This is a genomic window from Marinoscillum sp., assembly GCF_965229915.1.
GTDB lineage: Bacteria > Bacteroidota > Bacteroidia > Cytophagales > Cyclobacteriaceae > Marinoscillum.
Map to the genome: position 1 here is coordinate 894,884 of NZ_CBDDJZ010000001.1, position 22,191 is coordinate 917,074.

23 protein-coding genes are annotated in these 22,191 nt (G+C 44.9%); 2 read left to right on the forward strand and 21 right to left on the reverse strand.

Annotated elements, in window-relative coordinates:
• Positions 1-38: 38 nt before the first annotated feature.
• From ACO067_RS03835 to ACO067_RS03890, 12 genes are all read right to left on the reverse strand, one after another.
• A complete protein-coding gene (locus tag ACO067_RS03835; protein WP_421870999.1) occupies positions 39-881 on the reverse strand; it encodes a metallophosphoesterase in 843 nt (280 codons plus the stop codon).
• Positions 882-1,009: 128 nt separating this feature from the next.
• The gene (locus ACO067_RS03840) at positions 1,010-1,219 is read right to left on the reverse strand and encodes a helix-turn-helix transcriptional regulator (RefSeq protein WP_421871001.1); all 210 of its coding nucleotides are present in this window, start codon (positions 1,217-1,219) and stop codon (positions 1,010-1,012) included.
• A gap of 2 nt (positions 1,220-1,221) precedes the next feature.
• On the reverse strand, positions 1,222-1,623 hold the full coding sequence (locus ACO067_RS03845) for a hypothetical protein (RefSeq protein ID WP_421871003.1): 402 nt from the start codon (positions 1,621-1,623) through the stop codon (positions 1,222-1,224).
• A 104-nt stretch (positions 1,624-1,727) separates the two neighbouring features.
• Positions 1,728-2,633, reverse strand: coding sequence for a helix-turn-helix domain-containing protein (locus ACO067_RS03850; protein WP_421871005.1), 906 nt, complete (start codon positions 2,631-2,633; stop codon positions 1,728-1,730).
• Between the two features lie 6 nt (positions 2,634-2,639).
• The gene (locus tag ACO067_RS03855; RefSeq protein ID WP_421871007.1) at positions 2,640-3,404 is read right to left on the reverse strand and encodes an SDR family oxidoreductase; all 765 of its coding nucleotides are present in this window, start codon (positions 3,402-3,404) and stop codon (positions 2,640-2,642) included.
• Positions 3,405-3,506: 102 nt separating this feature from the next.
• Complete coding sequence (locus tag ACO067_RS03860) at positions 3,507-4,022, reverse strand: class I SAM-dependent methyltransferase (protein ID WP_421871009.1); 516 nt, start codon at positions 4,020-4,022, stop codon at positions 3,507-3,509.
• A 175-nt stretch (positions 4,023-4,197) separates the two neighbouring features.
• The gene (locus tag ACO067_RS03865; RefSeq protein WP_421871011.1) at positions 4,198-5,127 is read right to left on the reverse strand and encodes a DUF6624 domain-containing protein; all 930 of its coding nucleotides are present in this window, start codon (positions 5,125-5,127) and stop codon (positions 4,198-4,200) included.
• Positions 5,128-5,287: 160 nt separating this feature from the next.
• A complete protein-coding gene (locus ACO067_RS03870) occupies positions 5,288-5,650 on the reverse strand; it encodes a cupin domain-containing protein (protein ID WP_421871013.1) in 363 nt (120 codons plus the stop codon).
• 85 nt (positions 5,651-5,735) lie between these two features.
• Positions 5,736-6,611 carry an NmrA family NAD(P)-binding protein gene (locus tag ACO067_RS03875; protein ID WP_421871015.1) on the reverse strand — a complete coding sequence of 292 codons (876 nt, stop codon included), beginning with the start codon at positions 6,609-6,611 and terminating at the stop codon, positions 5,736-5,738.
• A 72-nt stretch (positions 6,612-6,683) separates the two neighbouring features.
• Positions 6,684-8,120 carry an amidohydrolase family protein gene (locus ACO067_RS03880; RefSeq protein ID WP_421871017.1) on the reverse strand — a complete coding sequence of 479 codons (1,437 nt, stop codon included), beginning with the start codon at positions 8,118-8,120 and terminating at the stop codon, positions 6,684-6,686.
• On the reverse strand, positions 8,117-8,776 hold the full coding sequence (locus tag ACO067_RS03885) for a DUF4386 domain-containing protein (protein WP_421871019.1): 660 nt from the start codon (positions 8,774-8,776) through the stop codon (positions 8,117-8,119). Before ACO067_RS03885 ends, ACO067_RS03880 begins: the two co-directional genes overlap by 4 nt.
• 57 nt (positions 8,777-8,833) lie before the next feature.
• Positions 8,834-9,877: a serine hydrolase domain-containing protein gene (locus tag ACO067_RS03890; protein WP_421871021.1), complete on the reverse strand. Its 1,044-nt coding sequence runs from the start codon at positions 9,875-9,877 to the stop codon at positions 8,834-8,836.
• A gap of 253 nt (positions 9,878-10,130) precedes the next feature.
• Between ACO067_RS03890 and ACO067_RS03895 the strand changes: the two genes are divergently transcribed.
• Positions 10,131-10,808 (forward strand): hypothetical protein, encoded by a 678-nt coding sequence (locus ACO067_RS03895; RefSeq protein ID WP_421871022.1) that lies wholly within the window; start codon positions 10,131-10,133, stop codon positions 10,806-10,808.
• A gap of 49 nt (positions 10,809-10,857) precedes the next feature.
• Here the strand turns inward: ACO067_RS03895 and ACO067_RS03900 are convergent, their stop codons facing one another.
• The 4 genes from ACO067_RS03900 to ACO067_RS03915 form a co-directional block, all read right to left on the reverse strand.
• Positions 10,858-11,253, reverse strand: a complete 396-nt coding sequence (locus ACO067_RS03900; protein ID WP_421871024.1) for a VOC family protein — start codon at positions 11,251-11,253, stop codon at positions 10,858-10,860.
• Positions 11,254-11,340: 87 nt separating this feature from the next.
• Positions 11,341-11,748 carry a putative quinol monooxygenase gene (locus ACO067_RS03905; RefSeq protein ID WP_421871026.1) on the reverse strand — a complete coding sequence of 136 codons (408 nt, stop codon included), beginning with the start codon at positions 11,746-11,748 and terminating at the stop codon, positions 11,341-11,343.
• Between the two features lie 202 nt (positions 11,749-11,950).
• Positions 11,951-14,809: a glycosyl hydrolase 115 family protein gene (locus ACO067_RS03910; protein ID WP_421871028.1), complete on the reverse strand. Its 2,859-nt coding sequence runs from the start codon at positions 14,807-14,809 to the stop codon at positions 11,951-11,953.
• A 202-nt stretch (positions 14,810-15,011) separates the two neighbouring features.
• Positions 15,012-15,155, reverse strand: a complete 144-nt coding sequence (locus tag ACO067_RS03915) for a hypothetical protein (protein WP_421871029.1) — start codon at positions 15,153-15,155, stop codon at positions 15,012-15,014.
• Positions 15,156-15,320: 165 nt separating this feature from the next.
• On the opposite strand from ACO067_RS03915, the gene ACO067_RS03920 reads away from it, so the two are divergent.
• A complete protein-coding gene (locus ACO067_RS03920) occupies positions 15,321-16,046 on the forward strand; it encodes a spheroidene monooxygenase (protein ID WP_421871031.1) in 726 nt (241 codons plus the stop codon).
• Here the strand turns inward: ACO067_RS03920 and ACO067_RS03925 are convergent.
• The 5 genes from ACO067_RS03925 to ACO067_RS03945 all read right to left on the reverse strand — a co-directional run bounded on the left by ACO067_RS03925 (position 16,043) and on the right by ACO067_RS03945 (position 21,966).
• Positions 16,043-18,457 carry a TonB-dependent receptor domain-containing protein gene (locus tag ACO067_RS03925; RefSeq protein WP_421871033.1) on the reverse strand — a complete coding sequence of 805 codons (2,415 nt, stop codon included), beginning with the start codon at positions 18,455-18,457 and terminating at the stop codon, positions 16,043-16,045. The genes ACO067_RS03920 and ACO067_RS03925 overlap by 4 nt on opposite strands.
• Positions 18,444-18,905 (reverse strand): PepSY-like domain-containing protein, encoded by a 462-nt coding sequence (locus ACO067_RS03930; RefSeq protein WP_421871035.1) that lies wholly within the window; start codon positions 18,903-18,905, stop codon positions 18,444-18,446. Before ACO067_RS03930 ends, ACO067_RS03925 begins: the two co-directional genes overlap by 14 nt.
• A gap of 66 nt (positions 18,906-18,971) precedes the next feature.
• The gene (locus tag ACO067_RS03935) at positions 18,972-20,003 is read right to left on the reverse strand and encodes a sulfite exporter TauE/SafE family protein (protein ID WP_421871037.1); all 1,032 of its coding nucleotides are present in this window, start codon (positions 20,001-20,003) and stop codon (positions 18,972-18,974) included.
• The gene (locus ACO067_RS03940) at positions 20,003-21,295 is read right to left on the reverse strand and encodes a sensor histidine kinase (protein ID WP_421871039.1); all 1,293 of its coding nucleotides are present in this window, start codon (positions 21,293-21,295) and stop codon (positions 20,003-20,005) included. The genes ACO067_RS03935 and ACO067_RS03940 overlap by 1 nt, the downstream gene beginning before the upstream one ends.
• The gene (locus tag ACO067_RS03945) at positions 21,292-21,966 is read right to left on the reverse strand and encodes a response regulator transcription factor (protein WP_421871040.1); all 675 of its coding nucleotides are present in this window, start codon (positions 21,964-21,966) and stop codon (positions 21,292-21,294) included. The genes ACO067_RS03940 and ACO067_RS03945 overlap by 4 nt, the downstream gene beginning before the upstream one ends.
• Between the last annotated feature and the right edge of the window lie 225 nt (positions 21,967-22,191).

The following is a 22,191-nucleotide window of genomic DNA, read 5'->3' on the forward strand; positions in this document are numbered from 1 at the left end:
TACAGATGAAAAAAATACAACCACTAAACATCTCAAGTTCATGCCTTTGCTAAATGAAATACCGTAATCTCCGGCCGCACATTGAACCGAACCTGCCACAGATGACCCAGTGCACGATTGATGTATAAGTGTCTCCCGTCCATGAGATCGATCGCTCCTGCATCGTAGCGTTTATTCTGAACTGGCAGCATTGGTGGGTCTAGAAAAGGGGGTCGGCACTGTCCGCCATGGGTATGACCACTCAAGATCCATCCTTGATAGTCAGCCCAAACATCCAGGTCGCAGACGTCTGGATTATGACACAAAACCACGTTTGCTTTTGCTGAATTAACATGAGGCATCACATGCTCTGGATGAAAATTAATTGCCCAATAGTCATCGATTCCTACAAAGTTCAATCCGGCATACATGACCTGATCGTTTCGCAGCAGATGGATGCCAGTCTTGGACAACAACTGCTCCATTCGATTGGCTACATCTGGTTGACGCCAACCATGTCCATAGTCGTGGTTGCCCAGAATCCCAACCGTACCCAACCTGCCCTTTACAGCATGTTGTAACACTTCCTCGAGCTGAGAAAACTGCTCTTCAGTTTCATAGCTTACATAATCACCAGTGTAGGCCACAAAATCAGGCTGAAACTGCTGTGCTTGTTTCAACGATTCAATCAGGTACTGATAGTCAAACCGATTACCTACATGGATGTCACTGACCTGCATCAGTGTCTTCCCCTGCAGTGAGGAAGGTAAATTGGCGATGGACATTGGTCGCTTGACAAACTCCAACCAAAACGGCTCGACCTGCCACGCATAAAGTCCAAGTCCTGTGCCGGCAGCCAGGCCGCCATACAGGCTGTTTCTTAAAAATGCTCTTCTTTTCATAAGATCATCACATGATCATCATCATTGCAAGGTGCAAACGTCACTCCCAGGTGCTTCAAGTTAGCCGAATTGTATGTAAAGGTTTATCATCGGATGGGATATCGCTAAAAGGAAACCAAAAAGAGAAATCACTCAGACCAATCCTTTTCTTCTAATGCAAAAACGGATTCTATGGCCACCTCAAATACCTGTGCAATCTTCAGTGCCAGCAAGGTAGATGGCACAAATTTCCCTTTCTCTATAGAGTTGATCGTCTGACGGGATACACCCACTTTTTCCGCCAGATCGGCCTGAGTGTAATTCTTTTTGGCCCGTTCTACTTTTATGGTATTGGTCATTATTATTCCTTGTAAAGCAGGTATTGGTTCAAACCAAGGGCAACAATGAGCGTAAGGCTCAGGTATTCAAAAGCGCTGATAGAAAACCAACTGTCCGCCTCAATGGAATATCCCTCAAAATTAAAATAATAGTTGATCAGCATGGTTGCAAAAGCTACTAAGGGAACGGCTATTGCTAATGCCTTAAACTTCAGAAAGACGATTCGTTCATCAAACTCCTTTCCCCTGGAAAAGAAAATGAAGGTAAGCCCAACAGCAACTGGAAAGCTCAGACCAGCGAAATCAATAATATCATACTGACTGATTCGATGGAAAAATATGATCAGCCCCCCAACAATAAAGAGCAATCCAAGCACTTTCATCCAGCTTGGATAGAGAAATAATGGTAGTCCAGTTTTAGTCATGTCGTTAGTCATTAGTCGTATATTTTTTACTAAATGTAAAATATACTTTACTTTATAACAAGCAAATTAGACATTTTTTCTAGACTTATATTTTTTTTAGCTAGTCAATTAAAAGAAGCTCTGAATTCCAACGGGGATTGATTGGTTTTGCTTTTGAACAAGCGGCTGAAAGACTGAGAATGCTCAAAGCCCAAAGTGTAAGCTATTTGGCTCACGGACAATTGTGTGGTGGATAGTTGTTCCTTTGCTTTTTCTATTAGTTTTTCATGGATATGTTGCTGGGTATTTTGACCAGTCAGTACTTTGAGCAAAGTACCCAGATAATTGGGAGAAACGTGGAGCTGATCTGCAACGAACTGAACAGAAGGCAGTCCTTTACTGGCCAAATCATCCTGATCGAAGTAATTCCTCAAAACAGTTTCCAGCTGAGTCAGAACTTGATGATTAGCAATCTTGCGAGTGATAAATTGCCGCTGATAAAATCGCTCTGCATAGTTGAGCAGGACCTCAATATGTGAAATGATTATTTTCTGACTAAATGCATCAATATTAGTGTGATACTCCTCCCGAATGCTTTGCATAACTCCAATGATTGCCTGCTCCTCTTTGCCGGATAGGAATAGCGCTTCATTGATCTGATATCCAAAAAACTCGTACTGTTTAATCTCGGCTGCAAGATTGGATCCCCAGAGAAAATCTGGATGGATCAATAACAACCACCCCGTTGGGTGAGGATCTGGTTCCTTGTGCACTTTTACGCGAATAACTTGTCCGGGTGCTATAAAGGACATAAGTCCCTCGCTGAAGTCATAGGATTGCTGACCGTAACGAATCTTTCCATCCAGACCTTTTTTCAGTGCTATGGAATAGTGGCTATTGACAATAGACAACTCATCCATGTGCTGTGGGTAATTGACCTGACTGTAGTCCACAAGGCTAACTAGCGGGTGCTCCGGTTTGGGCAATCCCGCTAGCTCATGGTATTCGGTAATCGTCTTGATGTGACGCATATACTTCTAGATCAACGTTCCGCCAGATGCTTCGATTCGCTGTGCATTCATCCAATGAGCATCTGGTGTACACAAAAATGCAATGATTCCACCAATGTCCTCAGGCTCGCCTACTCGTCCGAGGGCGGTCACACTAGAAATCACCTTTCTTTTCTCTTCATTATCACGATTGGTGCCACCGCCAAAATCAGTTGCCACTGCACCGGGCGCCACTACATTAGCATTGATCCCTCTGCTGCCAAGCTCTTTAGCTAGATACCTCGTGAAAACTTCTATTGCTCCTTTCATGGATGCATACGCCGAAGATCCAGGAAAGCTAAAACGTGCGAGCCCTGAGGAAATATTGATGATCCCTCCTCCATCGTTGAGGAAAGGCAATGCCCTTTGTGTAAAGAAGTACACGCCTTTGAAATGGATATTCATCAAGTCATCAAAGTCTTCCTCCGTAGTTTCCGAAAAAGGTTTGTAAATGCCAGTTCCAGCATTATTTACCAGGTAATCAAAGTGCGTGCTCCCACGCTCTACTTTCAATTGATCTGCTAATTTTTGATAAAATGCGTCGAAGGATTTTGTATCTCTGGTATCCAGCTGCACAGCCAATCCCATGGCACCTTCTTCTCTAATCGCCTCTACCACTTCATCAGCAGCAATTTTGTTTTGATGGAAGGTGATGACTACATCCAATCCCTTTTTGGCAATATTGATGGCCATATCTCGGCCCAGTCCTCTACTTCCTCCAGTAACCAGTGCTATTTTTCTCTGTGTCATCATTCGTTTCATTTTTTTATTAAAGCTATTTCTGCAAATCTGGTGTGGCTCCAAACAACTTCTGTAACCAAATCTCACAGGGTTGTAACCAAATAAAGAATTGGACTAGACTTGCTTCCTACTCACCCACCGCACAACGGCCCCAGTACCGACATGGTACTTGCCTTCATTGAGCACCACCTCTTTTTCTGCCTGATAGAGAACCTCATGATCTTGAAAGCATGACGAAACCTCTTGAAGCGACCAGAGTATCTCTGGATTTTTTGGACCTCCTACATGTGGATACTTCTTCTGAAAGTCCAGGTGGTTTTTGCTAAATGCTTCTAAAATTACCACGCTTCCTGGTTGCAAATATTCATTTAGCCTGCGACAGTGAGCCAGCTTATGCTCCGCCCCAAAATGGGCATAAATAAGTCCCAAAGCACCAAAAGAGGATTGAGGAAAAGTCATTTCCGCAAAATCCCCAACATGGTAATCAATGCTTACCTGGTACTCCAAAGCGAGACTTTCCGCTTTCTTTTTACCTTCCAGACTCAAGTCAAAAGCTGTTACCTCCCAACCTTTTGTGGCAGCATAAACGCCATTTCTTCCTTCCCCATCAGCTGCCATCAATATGTTCACACGGCAAACTTGTTTAGTTGATCTTTGAAGAACACGTTTGGCTCCTTGCCATAAACAAAATCTTCTTCGGCGTACCGCTCATCCCAGTTTGGATTCATAAGTCGTGATGTATGTGTGTTTATACTGAAGACAACAGCAGATACGAGCACATGGTTTTCACAAGCTGGGCTGATTTTTAGTGCGATTGCTGAGGTACATTCCACTCGATTCCAAACCGCTCCTTGAGATAGACAACTAATGGCTCCAGGCCAATTTCGGCTCTTCGCTGATCCACATATTGGGGTTCATGGATCGGTAGTGGCACACGCTCTGCCCTTTCAAAGGTGTATTGGGTTCCATAGAGCTGCTGTTTGCCTTCTTCTATCAACAGTCGATCCTTCATTTTGGCATAGCGCAGCGGCTGGGCCTCCCCTTGGTTAAACGCCTCTTCCAACATCGGAAAGTACTTTACTCGATCTTCATAAGCAGCATGATTGATAATCAACGCGGCACCAGCAGCGGCATATTCTGTCACTTCACTGGCGGTGGGCCATCCGTATTGATCCAACAGCCCAAATAGTCTTTTCTGATTCTCCTGCAGATTTTTCTCTTCCATCGCCAGAACTGGAAAGATCGCTGGCGTACTAAAATAACCGCCATTTTGCATGTACTTACGCCGTTCGATATTGCCAGCATACATAAAGCCCTGGTCCCGGATAATCATTCGAAAAAGCTCCCGAGCAAAAGTTTTGTTTTTAATGGAGCCATTGACTGATTCATATTTACTCATTTGTATGTCTTCTATGGAAGTCCATCTGGGATCTTCTATCAGACTTAAAAAATCAGGATCATGGAGTGGCTCCAGTGAATAGTTATCCTGTAGTGCGTAACGCAGAAAGAAGAAAGCTGTGTCTCGCATTTGTTTTGTCCAGAGCAGTGCACACGTACCTGCCATCTTGTAAGAAATCTCTGGAGACTGCTGCTGACCAAAGGCCATCCCGTATTTCTCCAGGGCTGGCATCAGTAAACCTTGAGCTTTCAGACTATCAGCTTGATCCATCAGTGACTGACTGGTCACTTGAGCGACGGACCACATAGCTAGGCAAAAAAGAAGTGTTCGTTTCATTTTTTTATTCTTTTTGTTTTCTGCCCAATACTAATGGCTTAGATCATACTGACTAGCTAAAGTCGACGACTAACAGGTTTGTCATGGGATTTGACAGAAGGGTCTTTCTTTCAAGTTGGAAACTCAGGAAACAAACCCATCCTGATCACTCTTGCTTTCGTTAGATCCGATCAAGTTTCTTCACAGTCAATTCATTGTCCACATCTCCCGTATTCAAGGTAGCTGCAGGCTCAAATAAAAGCACCTTGACCTCCTCAGTGGCTATAGGTTTATGGTTGGTTCCTTTAGGGATGATGACAAACTCACCAGGCAGTAATTCCAACGTCTGATCCTCCAGCTCTATGAGTAACTTACCTTCCATCACCAGAAACATTTCATCTTCCTTTTCATGCTGATGCATAACAAATTCACCTTTCAGTTTAGCTGCTTTCACGTGCTGGCCGTTTAGTTCGCCAATAATCTTAGGGCTCCAATGTTCAGAGAAGAGGTCAAACTTTTCGTTGAGATTTATTTTCTTGATCATTTGAATCATTCATTTGAATAAACTTGAAAATAAGAGAAAGCCCACGCGTTTCAAACTATCTCTAAAATAATCATTACGCCATCAGCTATCCTGATATCAAAGTGGTTCTCTCACGCTCCAAAAACTCACGCAGAGTAGTTGGTTGTTTTCCTGTAAGCCGGTGATAAACCGATGAAACCTCTGGATCTTGCTGCAGCCGAGGGATGGAATGAAGAAGAGTCATCACGATGGCCAACCCCTTTTCCACACCAGCTTTACGCTTCATAAAATAAAACCGAAAAGGGTTGATACTCCTAAAGCGAAACTCCTTTCCTTTGACTTCTGTAAGGAGCTCAGTTGCTTCCCCAGAGGTCTTGTTTTCGGAACCTGTGATCTCAAAAGCCTGGTTTTTAAACTTTTCAAAATCGGTTAGCAATATAGCCGTGACCTCCGCTATGTTGTGAACGTCTACCCAGTTGAACTTGGCAGCACCGGCAGGTAAGGTTATTGTCTGGTGGTTCACGATTTCACTCAGTAGAGTTGTGGTCAGATTTTGCATGAAGTAGCTCGGTCTCACGAAAATGTAGTCCATTGCCAGGTGCCTGATTAATCGCTCAATCTTGTTGTGCGGAATCACCTTGCTCTTCTCGGCTCCCTGCACAGACAGAAACACCACTTTGTTGACACCAACAGTCCTGGCTGAGTTCAAGAGCGGAACCATGTATTTTTCTACATCGGAGATGTGAGGCGGTCGTAGCAAAAACAGCACATCTATGCCTTCAAATGCGCCCTCAAATGTTGTCTGATTTTCCATATCCAACTGCCTGAAGGAAAGTCTCGGATAATCAACAAACCTCTTCGTCGCAACCTCCACATCTCTGACGGCAGCAATGACAGTGTGATCTTGGTGATCCCTAATGAGGTAACGTATGACTTCTACGCCAATATTTCCTGTTGCGCCGGTTATTAAGATTCGTTTCATGGGATTGGCTAATGATGCATCGCTTATGAGCAATAAACTAGTCAAGCTAAAAGCTCCTGTCAAAAAAGGTTTTCACCACTTCTCCACCATAAGATTCTCTGCATACCTCAGCCCTGAGACCAGTAGATTGTTGCGGTCTTTGGCTTCCTCCACAAACCGTTCAAGCGTTGCTCGTTTAATTTTTCGGCCGTTCATGAAAACGGCTTCAGGTTGACGAAGGGTCACCAAGTCTTCCAATGGGTTCCCAACTGTAAGCAACAGGTTTGCCTGCTTACCTACTTCTATCGTCCCCATATCTGCTAAAAAGTTGTGTACCCTCGATGGATTGACCGTTGCTGTTTGCAACACTTCATAGCTGCTCATACCTGCTTGTCTGTAAAAGTCCAGCTCCTCATGAATGGAAAATCCAGCTGGAGTCACTCCGATTCCTGCATCGGTTCCACAGACAATGGAAGCTCCGGCATCATGCAGCTTACGAATGGCAAAGAGGTGAAAATCATGCTGCGATTTGATGCGATTGACTACCTCCGGATCTTTGGCCCTGGTTCCCGTCCACCGATTGAACTGCGCCTCACTGTCCACCATCCGAATCAAAGGGTTCATGTAATTGAGTTGCTCTTGCGTAAGGATGTCATCTTCGGTCAGCATGCGGTAGATGTTGTGATAAACGACCAAAGTGGGGCAATGAATGGTACCAGGGTTGGTCACATAAAGATCAATTACCTCCTCTAACCTGGCTGTATCCAGTTGATAATTCAGCGGCTGTTGCACAATGTCTTCTGTGTGTTCGATGGTCTTGATTTGAGGATTAAAATGGTAGCCATACGGCACCTTATGGCTGGGGTGCGCTGCGATATCCAGATTCTCCTCCCGGCACTGCTCCAATACCGCGTCAAATATCTCGGGAGTGAGACCATAGTAGGTCTTGATGAGGTCATACCCCCGCTCTTTGTACGACTTGATTTTCGCTTTCGCCTGCTCTGGATCGAAGAGCTGTAAATTATCATCACCGATGAATTCCGGACCTGTCAACTTGGGGCTTGAGGTGAAAAACATCGGGCTTAGCAATTGCTCATTGGCAATGGCCTCCTTCATACGCAAATGCATTGGGTGGCCCCATAGATTGCGAACAGCAGTAACCCCATTGGCCAGGTAAAGCCCCAATTCATAATCATCCCAAACATGCACGTGCATATCTATCAGCCCTGGAGACAAATAGCCTCCTGCTCCGTCATGTTTCTGCAGACCATCTGCGTTCAAATCGGGACCAATTGCTTTGATTCGGCCATCGATCACCTTCACCGAAGTGTTCTCAAAGACCGTATCAGTGGTCATTGGTATCACATTGACATTGGTAATCAGATAGCTATTGGTAGCTGCATCTGGTTGATTCGCTACCTTCAGATAAGACGTATCGATGAAGTCCAAAACGAATGCTCCTGCCACGATCAAGGCAACAAGGGCCAATACAAATCCGAGGACTACAGCCAGTATTTTCAGCACCTTCATCCCACGGTTGGTTTGGTTTTACCTCCTTTGATCAGAAACCAGAGTGCAAAAGCCAATTCCCCAATGGCCATCGGTAGACTTAGCACTGTCTCTACTTCCAAGATTTGTTCTATACTGCCAGGGTATAGCGCCTTTGCTGCATGTACTCCTACGTAGCATACCCCGGCAATCAACAGCAACCAACCGAAGATTTTAGGAATACCAGCCGCCTCTAGTGCCAGCTTGCCCCATCCGAGTAAATGGAAACCAAATACAATCAAGCCAAGAGACCACAGAGATTCGAATGACCCAATAAATTCCATTACCTCCTCACCGGTTGTAGCGGAGCTTGCATTGGCCAGTTGGAAAATCCCAACACCAAGTATCGCACTGTATACCAGGCGAGCACCAGCGGTGATCATGGCCCAAAGCCTATTGACGAGTTCGAAATACTTCCAAACGGCCCAACTCACGATTAGGTCCAGGATGAAGATGGCCACCCAACCAATTACACCACCCATGAAGGTTCCGGTTTGGGATTGGATGTTTTGTAGGGTCTCAGTGCCATCTGCCTGATTGACCAGGCTGCTAAAGACATATCCATAGGCATATCCTGCCGCCACTGCCATTAGCAGTAAAGAAGCTCCGGCCAGGATTGCATAGTTTCTATTGTTCATGTTAAGATCGGTTGACTTGGTATAAAAGTAACAATTCTTGAAAAAGAGGGTATCAATCTACTCCGTCTGGGAGTTTCTCAAGATCTTCAATATGCGGCTATAGGTGAGCTCAAAGATCGACCAGTTGTATCCTTCGAAGTGAGTGGTATTGGCAAACAGTATAACCACCGCGTCCATGTCCGGATGATACCGTGCGATACTCTCATAGCCAGGCATCAGACCTGTATGCTCGTACGCATATATGGAGGAATAAATCTCCTGCTCACCCTCCTTAAAGACTGAGCCATCATTCAAAGCGCGAAGAAATATTCCGACATCTTCTGCAGTAGCCACCATGGAGGTGAGCTTAGTCCCATAGTCAGAAGCTTTGAGGTCCTCCTGTACTCCTACATAGTAGCCACTCATCATGTCATCCAGGTCTACCTGATCCATTGAGCCAAATGTATGGGTCAGACCACGTGGGTTCAGAATTACATCCTGAAAGTAATTAAACTTGGTGCCAGGAACCACTTTTTCAATCAGCATGTCGATGAGCACATAGTTGGTATTTGAGTATTGATAGTCTGTACCGGGCTCAAAACTAGCAGGTAAATCCAGCACGCGCTCCAGAGATTCTTCCCGGCTTGCAGGAGGATACACCCAGAAGTTTGGTGTGTCTGTGATGTTGGGAATACCACTGCGGTGCTGAACCATCATGCGCAAGGTGATTTGGTCCGCATAGTCGATTCGTCCAACTAGCTCAGGGAAATAGTCAGCAAGTGTGCCATCTAGTGACAGTTTTCCGGCATGCACCAACTTGGCAATGGCCACCGCATCATATAGTTTGCTAATGCTGGCAATTTTGAAATAGGCATTCGGTCTGGCAGGTATTTTATTTGCTCGATCGTGCCAGCCTGCTGCGTAGTATTCAGGGGCTTTGCCCGCCTGATCTACATAAGCTATCATGCCATCAAACCCATGCGCTACGGCCTCATCCAGTTGTCCCTGTACAGTATCTGGTAGTGGCCGTATCCAGGCACCAATAATTGGCCATGGGACAAAATAAAGGGAGATCGCAGTACCTACGAACAGTGCAATTCTGATAATGGTGATTCTTTTCATGTGACCGATCTTTTGATTAGTTAAGCCGCTGGATAATCCGCTGTAATATTCGCTGATTAATTTTTAACAAAGGTCTACCAATCCCCTGAAGCACACTAAACAGCCATGTAGCCAAATCTATCAAGTTTGTGGAATGGCTGTAAACTATGACGCAAGCATGTGATTTATGTAGCAAATCACCACTTCTAGGCTGGAAGAGTGCAATCAAGTACCACAACGCGGTAACCTATTCTTCATTGAGGTATTAAGTGACATGTATACCTTTCGTCCTGATGGAGAACGATCCCATAGTGCTGCTTCCAGTCTCAAAACTCAACACCTTAGCAACAAGCATGGTGTGGCACAATTCGGTGGCAAGGCAAAGTCCGTCCACAAAGCCAAAACGATCGATGATCGACCCGGTTTTGTAGGTCCAGTGAATGCGATGAGGGACAGAGCAAAAGCATTACATCCAACTAAAAACATTCACATGGCTCACCGATTATCGTGGGAAGACATAAAAGAAACGGTCAAAAAAGGGAGTAAAAAGGAAATCATCAAACTCGCACAAGACTTGATGATTCCTCAGCGAGACTTTGGGAGTGGATTATTCATGGTGCTGAAAGGGGACCAGCGGCTCTTCCTAGCGGTAGGGAGACTGATGAACCGCTACAAAAAGGACCCAAACCTGCAAAAAATCCAGTTGGTCAAAGCATTGAATTCATCTCCCTTTAACCTCAGGCCAGGTGATGGAATAACCAACTCCTCCATTCAGTCCAATCCTGATGGACACAGAGACGATTCGGGATCCATGACCCCTACTACGTCCAATCTATTCTCGGGACAACAAGTACAGTCGTCAGATTTTATGAATGATAAGCAATATGAAAACTGGGAGCATTACTTTAATATCTGGGTGGATAGCGCGGAAAAGGCCATCGACAAACTATGATGGTGTTTAGAGAAAACATTGTTACTGGCAGGTCAGTTAAAACTTGCCTTTAGTCATCACTTATTCGACTGGCAACATTCCAAACATGGTTTTCTGGATCAATGATTCTGCCTACTCGATCACCCCACATCTGATCCTCAGCCGGCAATAATACGCGTGCTCCTTTGGAGACTGCTCTATCGATGACAGCATCTACTTCATCACCATACAGGTAAATCACTACTGGTGAACTACCATCTGTGGCTGGAGCCTGACTGTCCAGGTGCTCAGACTCATCGTGAACCATAAACATCGCTTCGTTGATCCTTAAGGTAGCATGAAGAACTGTTCCATCCTTGCCTTCTCTTCGTGACAGCTCCACGGCATCAAATGCATCTTTGCAAAATTCAATTTCTGCTCCAGGGTTTTTACAAACCAACATGGGTATGATCATTTTAGGCTTCATGATTTTTCAGGTTACTGATCATAGGACAGGTTATAGTGGTCATGTCCCGATAAAAACACTAAGGTAATCAACTGCCAATACTCCGATCTACTCTATTCCGATTCCGGCCCCACCGAGAATTGAAAGTTCTTGCCCTTTCTCTGGCTGACCGTCCAATAGTGGCATTGCGGTCTTGATGAGTTCTCTTACTCCTGGTACTTTAAGTGAGTTGTCATGATCTTCTTTAGTTTCCCAAATCTCAGTGATCCAAACAGTATTTGGTTGGGTATCATCTAACCCAACTACATATAGCTGGCATCCTTTGGCAGTTGATACCAGCTGGGAAGCTTTAATTAAGATTTTAGCTAATTCTTCCACTTGGCCTTCCTTAGCTTTCAATGATCCATGCAATCCGTATTTGGTCATAGTTGATTTGTTAAGTTCTGTTGAGTCAGTTTGTGCAAAGGCTAAATCACTCCCTAAAGCGATAATGAAAATGCTCATTAATGTTTTCATCCTTCTTACGGTTGTTTGCGCAAAGAAGAACCCTCAGAGTGACAACCCTATGTCACTTGCGGGGAGGAATATGAAGTTTTCTGTCGTTTAAGGACTCCCATGTCCTCAGTGCTAAACCTTTGCTGGAACGTATAGACCAACACGGACCTTTAGGCTTTGACCTTGTGCATTGTCCGATCCAGTACCTAACGGTCACCTTAGGCTATTCCTCCGCATACACACTGGTCGGAGGCCCCAGATAGCTTTCCTTCAGTCCTCCGCTGTTCAGCACAAACTTCTGAAATACTACCCCCGGATCGATCATCCAAACTTTCAGGGTGTGTACCCCAGGCTTGTTCACCCGGTGCGTGGATAGCTTTTTCTTGATGTGATCGGTCACCGAGTTGTTCCACCAGTCAGGGTACTCCCAGTCGGGTTGGGTCTCGCCTTCGTGAATGTTAATCACCTGAGGCTCCTCATCATCGATGGCGATCGCATACTTTAGCCCGTCCTCCTTTTTGTAGTTGAGCGTTGGAGACAGGTAAGTAGCAATCGTCACCTGACCCGAATCCAGGGCAGTAAACGTGTACTGAAGCATCGGGGATTTTTTCCCGGTCTGCTGCACCGGTGCATCTGCTGGCTCCATGGTGATGGATGATCCAGTCCTTCCCATATTCGGCACTACCGACCAGGTTACCTCTTTGGTGGTTACCATCTTATCTGGTTTAGCTGCATCAATTGCGATCACCCCATTATTTTCCACAAATCCTGCTGCTACAGGCATAAATGATCTCAGTGGCACAGTCACCTTAAAATCTCGTCCACCACCACTGATGGTCACTTCCCCTTTTACTGTACCCTCAGGCACTTTGCCCCAATCAATGCTCACATATACTTTTTCTTCGTATTCGATTGTACCACCTGTAGAGGAGAGCTTGATCCAGTCTTCAGAAGTTTGAATGGAGTAGTCCAAAGGCGTTTTGCCCTGGTTGAATACCTCAATGTAATACTCCTGATCATTGACTGGATCGAACGGTTGAAAGGTGGAGCTAAATAGCGTGGATCTAGTCCATGGAGATGGTTCTCCTTGCTCTAGCAAGTAGCCAAGACCAGCATTTGCTCTTGGCTGGATATAGGTTACAGGCGGCATTTTATTCACCGGAGGATTGTTCCAGCTCTCATAGCCAATGTGCGTCTGATCCATAAAGTGATTCCACTTGCCATCATTCAGCTGATGATAATCCTCTGTCAATTCAGCATCTTTCGTGAAGAGCTCTTTGGTTTTGTCTGCATAAAAATTGGCAGAAGCCCTTCCCTGCCGGGCATAGAGCTGATTCTCACCAGCAGCTATGTACATTTCATTCAAATTAGCACAAAGTAAAACGGGTGATAAAACCAGCTGATAAAAGGCATCTCTGTATGGAGCACTGAGCGATTCATAGATCTGCTGGCTTCTGCTAGCAAGGTGCTGCCACTCGGCCAATACTTCATCAGCCTCCCGATAGTTCTCCAGACTATAAGTATCTGGCTTCAGCATTTCTGGCGTTCTCCTCGCATTGTATTTGGTATAGAGTGAAATGATGTCACCAATCTCCTGGGCATATTGCGCGCCAAATTGTTGTTTGGCCCAATTGGTGTAATAAGATGGAAGGTCCGCGGCTTTCATTTCGGCATTCCACGCAAAATCAAGGAAAAAGGAAATCGGAAATTCCATGGGCTTCAAATCGCCCACATTGACAATCCATAGATCATGCACCCCCCACTCATAGGTAAGGTTCATTTGCTCCCACACGCGCTCTATCTGCGTGACATTCTGCCAGCGGTAAGAAACCGGTCCGCCCACAAAATCAAAGTGATAGTACATGCCATATCCACCGGGGTAATCCTGATCAGCCTTCTTGGGCAAGATGCGCACATTGCCCCAGTTGTCATCACAGAAAAGCACCATGATGTCGTTAGGCACCCGCATGCCCTTGTCATAGTAGTCCTGCACTTCTTTGTATATGGCCCAGACCTGAGGGGTTTGATCGGCACTTCTACCCGTGACTTCCTCGATGATGGTTCGCTGATCTCTCACAATCTCCTGCATCAGCTTCACTGCCGTTCGTTCTCCCATCGCTTCGTCTCCATCGCCACGCATACCCACGGTCACCACACTTTCATAGTCTTGCATCCGCTCTACACCTCCACGCCAAAACTCCTGCAACTCTTCCTTGTTGGTTTGATAGTTCCACTCGCCTCCACCGTATCGGCTCCATTCGTCATGAGCGCGCATCATTGGCTCATGATGGCTGGTAGAGACGACAATCCCGTATTCATCGGCTAGTTTCGCATTGAGCGAATCATCATCTGCAAAAGCTGTCGGTCGCCACATCGCTGGCCAGAGGTAGTTGCCTTTGAGTCTCAAGATTAGTTCGAAAACCTTTTCATAAAACTCATGATTAAAACCTCCAAACTGCTCCTCTGCCCAACCACGCAGTGCCGGGGCTTCATCGTTGAGGAAAATACCCCGGTATTTCACCGAAGGTCCTTTGGAAACAAAGCGTTCTTTTTTGATGCTAACATTTTCCTCCTTGATTACAGGAACATCCGCCCAATAATACCAGGGAGATACACCTATAGCTTCCGAAAGTGCCAACGCACCGTAAGCTGCACCGCGCCGATCACTTCCTGCAATGACCAGGGCCTCTTTGATGCCGGGAAATGGATTTTGAACAGTCTCAATGAGGTATCGTTCCCATTGCCCGACTATGGTGGAAGCATCCAGTTTTTTACGATCCAAAAGCTGACGAATGTATTTGGAGTGCTCCACAGTGCCAATGATGATTGCTCGCGAGAGATTGTTGCTGATAGCTGACCGCAAAGGCAATTGCTGATCCGTAACGCGCTCTATATCGTCCACCAACATGCCCGCTACGCGCCCAATCAGAGGGTCTTCTAACGAATCTGTGAGCAGGTAAGTAGGCTGACCACCGACAATTCTAAAAAAATCATTGGTCGGTTTCGAGTCATAAGAAATGGTGACTTGTGCTCCACATAAAACAGGTAATAAGGAGAAGAGAAAAGCAATTCGACAGAACATTGGTACTCATTTATTGGTTGTACCAACAAACATACACAATCGATTGCGTAAAATCACTTGTTGCTTTTCAAAAACCGACCCGTGAACCATTCCTGGTCCTTGTAATCTGGGGTTCGGGAGCGTGCCTCTCTATTGGCAATAATCAGGTGATTCGTATCGTACTGCTTACTTCGATATCCAAAAAGATGAAAAATCTTACGAGCTACGAAGCGGGATCCAGCATGTACTGCAGACTCTTGAGATCATCCAGTAGATGACTGATAAAACTCAGTCGAGCTTCATCTGTGGCTTCTATATCAATGAGGTGGTCGCCCATTTTTGGATCGTATGCCGATACCGAACACATTGGTTCGTCAAATCTGCCTACTACGTTGTTTCCTTAACAATCCTACCAAAAATGGAAGTAGGGATGATTGCCAAGGCTCACCTTCAAACATGAAGTTTGTCAGCCAGAAGCAGTTGCCAACAGTAATTTTTTCAACAACAACTGTAGACATGTGTTGTACTAGTCATGCCAGAAATCACCAGTGTGACATTCTTCAAATGCCGTGGATTCAAGGATCAGTTTTGGCTATTCAAAATGATGAGATTCTCACATGCTTTCTTGCAAGAGGTCAAAGGACAAACTTTTTATAAACTGATGGGGTCCGGCAGGGGTATTGGCTTCAATCCATGGCCAGACTTCAGTACCTATGCCATGATACAGGTATGGGAGGATGAACAGTATGCTCATCGGTTTTTTGAAGATGCCAAGCTAATGGAGCGCTATGAGCGGCACACCACTGATCGATGGACGTTACTCATGAGAAATATAACCAGCAAAGGCCGCTGGTCAGGTAATAGCCCCTTTGCTCCTTCCACCAACCTTGACCCTCACAACCCATACATCGCTGTGATCACCCGAGCAACCATTAGACCTGCCAGACTCTGGCAGTTTTGGAAATATGTACCAACCTCTCAAAAGCCGCTCACCAATCAACCCGGATTGATTTACACCAAAGGAATTGGCGAGGTGCCAGTATTGCAAATGGCTACTTTCAGTCTGTGGGAAAGTGAACAAGCCCTAAAGAATTTTGCCTACCAGCGCTCTGAACATACCGTTGCAATTCAGAAGACTCGTCAACTTGACTGGTACAGTGAAGAGCTTTTTTCCAGGTTTCAACCCTTTGCGTCCTATGGTAGCTGGGAAGACCTCAACCAACTTGATCTTCAACTTCCTAATAACCCACCCAACTAAAATTTATAATTGTACCCCAATCGAACAACCTGTGTTTCATAATAATCTGAGCTGGTGTAAGTAAAGTTATCCCCATTAACTTGCTTACGGATCACCAGCGTATTGAAGAGGTCGTTGGCGTTGACATACAATTCTCCTTTGCCCGCCTGTATGCTTTTCTTGACGCCTAGATCTACAGAAAACCGTGATTCAATCTTGCCTTGCGGAATGATGTCGGGAGCAAGATAAACCATAGTCAGCTGCGCCATCAGCTTATTTCCAAAGGTTAAGTTAGTATTGAGCTTCACATTACCAGAATAGACGTCCTGTTCTTGCGCAGTGAAAGTATTAAGAGTTGGGTAGAGATTATCAACCGAGAATTGCTCAATCCGATTGTAATAACCATTCAGATTGAGGTTCATCTCCAGCACATCGCTGAATTCCTGACTGACCACCACTTCCAAACCGGTATTGTAGCTCTTTCCTGCATTCTGAGAAATGTTGTAAATCAAGTTCGAACCATCCACAGTTGATGCGATTCGTGTGATGGTGCCATCAGAAATCTTGCGGTACAATGCGCTATAGACATACCCTTTTTGCCAGCCACTTTTGTAGCCGATTTCAAAGCTATTGGTAAACTGTGGCTGCAATGCCGGATTCCCCACCTTGATAATTTCGGCATCATCGTATTTTGGAAATATGCGGATATCTACTTCATCTGGTCGGTCCACCCGACGATTGTAAAAAGCCGAAAAGTTATTGAATTCGTTGAGTTTGTAGGTCAACCTGGCACTGGGAAAAGGCTGAAAATACTGGTAACCATCACTTTGGTAAGTGTTGTGATTTGGATCTACATCATACGCCAAATCCACATATTCCACTCTCAGACCTATCTCAGCTTCCAACTTTTGTACTTCATAGGTGAAATTTCCATAGACAGCCGGTATGATTTCCCTGTAGGTAGCCAGCCCGTCAGCTCCAGTATCCAGTACCGAGTTGGAAGCTGAAGGGTTGAATTGCATATCCGTAGGAATGGTTCTATGTCTAAATTTGAGACCAGTTTGCAACAATCCGTATTTCATGGGCCGGGTATAATCCAACGTGAAATCGGCCACCTTTTGATCGGCTATGAGAAAGAATGATTCCTGAGTGGAAAAGGAGGGTCTCGTATTGTCAAAAAAATACTTCTCGTCTTCCCGATCGAAAGTGTAATTGAACCCCATTTTGAGCTGATGGCCCGGCTGCTCAAATTGATGTTCATAAGCCAATGACGTCATGACGGCCGTAAGCACTTCATCTTCCAGAAATTGCCAAAGTCTCAGGTTTTCATCCGTATTGCCATCAAAAAACGGCTGATCTCCATAGTCTTTAATGGATTCCTGACTGAAAAACCCGGAAATGGTAAGTTGATTATGATCATTCATGAACCAGTCCATACCAGCTGTAGAGGTAAATAGATTGGTGTTTCGATTGCGCTTTAGCTGCTGATTGATCACCGTACCATCAGAGTATTTTCGCGTGACAAATTCATTCTTATTCAGTGTCTCAGTGTAAAGGTTATCTGCCTGAAGAAAGACATTGACTTTCTTCTTTCTGTAATTCAGAGCGACAGAAGGATTGATCTTGGGTGTGGCCTGATACTGCGGACGGATACCCGGGAGATTATCTTGTCTGACCCATAAGGCACCAACTCCAGTGGATAGGCCTACCTTTCCGTTGAGTCCCGTCTGCTCTTCTTTTTTCAGTAGGATGTTGATGATTCCGGCATTGCCATTGGCATCATATTTTGCAGAGGGATTATTGATGATCTCTATTTTTTGTATGGCGGAAGCGGGCAGGTTATCCAAGCCATTCTGATTACCAAAACCAGTGATCGCTGTTTGTTTACCATCGATCAACACTACCACCCGGTCGTTGCCTCTAAGCTGAACCTGTCCATCCTGAGTAGTCACGCCGGGTAAATTGTTCATGGCCTGCAATACGCTACCTCCGGTCTGGCTGACATTCGCATCCACCTGGTAAGTCTTTTTGTCCATTTGAGCGGTGACAGCATCCTGTTGACCAGTAATCACCACTTCACTCAGTTGTTCTGTACCCTCATTCAAAAACAAGGTACCCAGATCAATGTAGGCAGAATTGGAACCGATGAATCGCCTGGAGACATATTGCTCATACCCTACAGAGGTCAACTGGATCAAATATTCATCAGGAGGCACGTCAACCAACGTAAAAGAGCCTTTTTCATTGGAAATAGTACCTGCCACGAACATCGAATCTTCCAGTGATTTCAAGACCACATTCACATAAGGCAAGGCCTCCTGTGAGCCCTTGTCCCTGATAGTACCGGATATTTTAACAGCTACTTGCTGGGCCCACACCTCGGAAACCCCGAGGATCATGAGGCCAACTAAAAGCATTTTAATCTTTGTCATCTTCTTCTTCGCTCTCTTTTTGAGTGGATTCGATCTGACCAGCCGCGGTGATAGTGACTTCAAACTCCTCATCGCCCACCTCAAGTTCCAGTTCGTAGGAAGTCCCTTCCTTCGTCTCGGCTAGTTCAGCTTCTTCGATCTCAAAAGCTGCATAATTCTCATTTAAAGCAGTCATTACCGCAGTGGGCAATTCTGAGGATTCGATGGCATATTCCGTTTCCATCCACTCTCCAGCTACAGAGAAATTTGCCGAATAGTCTCTACCATCCATTTTGAACTCAGCTTCCCATTCCTGTTCATCTTCCATTTCCCATTCCACTTTTTTGGCATCAGGAAACTTTGCATTGAAAGCTGAAAGCACCTTTTCGGGTACTTGATCACCAGACTGGGCACAAGACAGCATCGTTACGAATATGGTCAATAGAACAGGGTACTTCAGATTTTTCATGATATGTATATTTTTGGTTATTGATGTATCAAACGTAACACCCGATTTAGAAGAAAATTAGAACGATCAATCCAATTCTGACTTACTAACCTGACCATTCTTAGTGACATAAACTTCATATGAGGTGCCCTGAAATCCAGTTACTTTTTCGTAAATCACACGATCGGCATCAGTTGTCAGTTTTCGGACTTCAGGATGCAGTCTGGGAGGAAGTTCTTCAAAGGAAATGGGATGTTCCAGGTGAATTCCTTCGTCATACTCCAGTTCTATATTGACAATACTCGATCTCCAGGCTATTTGAGTTTCTATCGAGTTACCAATTGGAATTAAATGGATCGATGGATTATCGGTTTTGATGATTGCTGTGGAGGTACTGATCAGTAATGCACATCCAGAAAAAGCCATCGCGCTATATCCTATTCTTCTAAAGAGATTTTCGTTGATCAATGGCAGAATGTATTTGATCGATATAGAAGAGATCATCGCTCCTATGGCAATGACCACACCCACTTGAATAATTTCTGTACTGATCAGACCCATTGTTCCATACAGGATCAATTTAATTACATGAAGCAAAATATCATTTGCGGCTCTGGTAGCCACTATTTCTTCTTTGGTCAATCCATACTTGAGGTAGAACCTGTTAAACAATAGCCCCACTGCTCCCGTGAGTCCGGAGACAAATCCCGCTATAGCACCTATGAGTATCAAAGTGAAACGTGATGATGGACGTTCCTCCTGCCGAATCTTGTTTTTTGGTAGCAGTAGGAACCGAATGTTCACTAACAGAAATATGCCGATGAAAAACTGAAGGTAAATGGGATTGAAATATTTCAAAGCCCAGGCTCCGATCCAGACCGTGGGAATTCCCGCAGGCACGTAATAAAAGACAATTGTCCAGTGAATGGATTTTTTGAAAACAGCCAGGCGAGACAAGGAGCTGCTGAAAGTGCCCAGAGTCAGCGCAGCTGGAACCTGTGAACCGGAAACGCTCAGCCCCAACAAGGGAATTAATACAAGACTGGCCCCTCCACCACAAATAGCACTGATCCAAAATGCGAGAATCGTTGCTAAGAAAATAAGCAGTAAAGACATCATTAATTTGGAAAGTCCACTTTGAAAATATGCTTGTTTTCTAAGAAATCATATCGAATGCTCCATCCATAGCGGTGAACAATCTCCTGAATAATTGATAGCCCCAGCCCACTGCTTACCTGATCATCGGTCACGCTGGTAAACCGCTCGAACAAACGATCACTTTTCAATGGCTCATTGCCCGAATTTCGGATAGTTAATGCACGTGGTTCACTTTCCACCATGAGTTCACCACCGTCTCTTGTATGCTTGATTGCATTGGACAGCAGGTTATGAACCAGTGTTTCCATTAGAAAAGCATTGGCCTGTACAGGAAGCAAATCCTTGCAGTGGTTTGTGATCGTCAGACTTTTGCTCTCGATGTAATCCTCAAACAGTGTCAACGCAGTGTCCAGGTAGTCTTGTACATTTTGTGGCCCTAAGTCTGCGTATTGCTTGTTCTCAACCTTTGCGAGTAACAATAGATTCTTATTGATCCTGGTGAGTCGTGAGAGTGGGGTGGCCAAGTCATTGACAAGAGCAGATAGCTCTGGAGTAAGTTCAGGCTGCTGCATGAGCACATCCAGCTTGGACTTTAATACAGCTATAGGCGTTTGCAGTTCGTGAGAAGCGTTTTCTGTAAAAGCTTTCTGCTGCTGGTAAGTGCGTATAGTTCCCTGGATTAGTTCCCGAAGGCTGGCATTAAGCTCCTCAAACTCGAGAATATCGGTCTGTGGTAACTGCACCTGTTCATCCCTGGAAAGTTCAAACGAACGTAGCGACTGCAAAATAGCTTCAAAAGGCTTCCAGGTACTTTCAGCGATACGTCTGTTGAGCAGGATAAAACCGAAAATCAACACTACAAAAAAAACCAAAGTGACCAGAGCCACCGCAGCAAAGGTTTCATCGGATTCCTCCACATTCGTTTCTACAGTCAGACTGTAAAGCTGCCCATCAATATCAACAGATGATGACAACCCTCTGAACCGATCTTCTCCATCATCTTCATCATACGGATTTGGCCTAACAACCTCATAGACACTATCCTGAACCATCTGAACCTTCCCAGCTTTTTGGATGGATACTCCTGGGATAAGCTCACTCCAGATGTTGCTGATTTGGTCCATCTCTTCAGCATTGAACGCTTTGGACTCAAGCTTTTGACGGGTATGCTGGAGAATGAGCCAGTTGTTCTCGTCCAGCTCACTAATCCAAATAAAGTCTACTACCAGCGCATACACCGGAACACTCACTAGCAATACTACCAGCGCATACCAGGTAAAAGCTTTTAAAGGTTTAGTTAATAATCGCTTCATTGCTCCCACTTGTAACCTGCTCCATACATGGTTTGGATGTAATCGTTGTAACCTTGCTCTTTGAGTTTCCTTTTCAGGTTTTTGACATGTGCATACACAAAGTCATGACTATCAAACATATCGGCCAAATCTCCTGACAGATGCTCCGCTAAGGCACTTTTCGAAAGTACTCGGTTTTTATTGCCGATAAAGAACAAAAGCAGATCATACTCTTTTTTGGTGAGACTCACCAGATGGCCATGTACGGTCACCTGCTTGGCCTGAAGGTCTATGACCAGTTCGTTGAGATGGATCAGGTTATTGCTATCAAAATGCTTTCTTCTGATGAGCGATTCGATGCGCGCGGCAAGTTCTGCCAGATGAAACGGTTTAGGTAAGTAATCATCAGCCCCAAGTTTCAAGCCGGTCACTTTGTCTTCCAGCGAATTTTTAGCCGAAATGATAATGACTCCATCTTGCTTATTCTGCTTTTTGAGTGACTCCAATATGGACAAGCCATCTCCACCAGGGAGCATCAGGTCCAGCAAAATGCAATCATAGTCATAACTATAAATCTTGTCCATTGCCGACTGATGATCACGAGCACGCTCACACAAATAGTCCTGACTGGTCAGATAGTTAAACATATCAAGCGCCAGCTCCTCTTCGTCTTCTATGATTAGGATCTTCACGACCGCAAGTAAACGGATGATTTGGAAGAAATTCTGAAGTGAATACTATTTAAAGGCTGGAGACGCCAAGAAATACTTCTTACCCTCGAAAGTTACTAAACGTTCATCGAGTGCTTGTACTGAAACAATAAATGGTCAAATTGATATTAAGCAAACAATCTATGGTTTAGAAAGGATTTATTTCGTCTAAAGCAAAATAAATTCTTAAAAGAATACAACCATTAT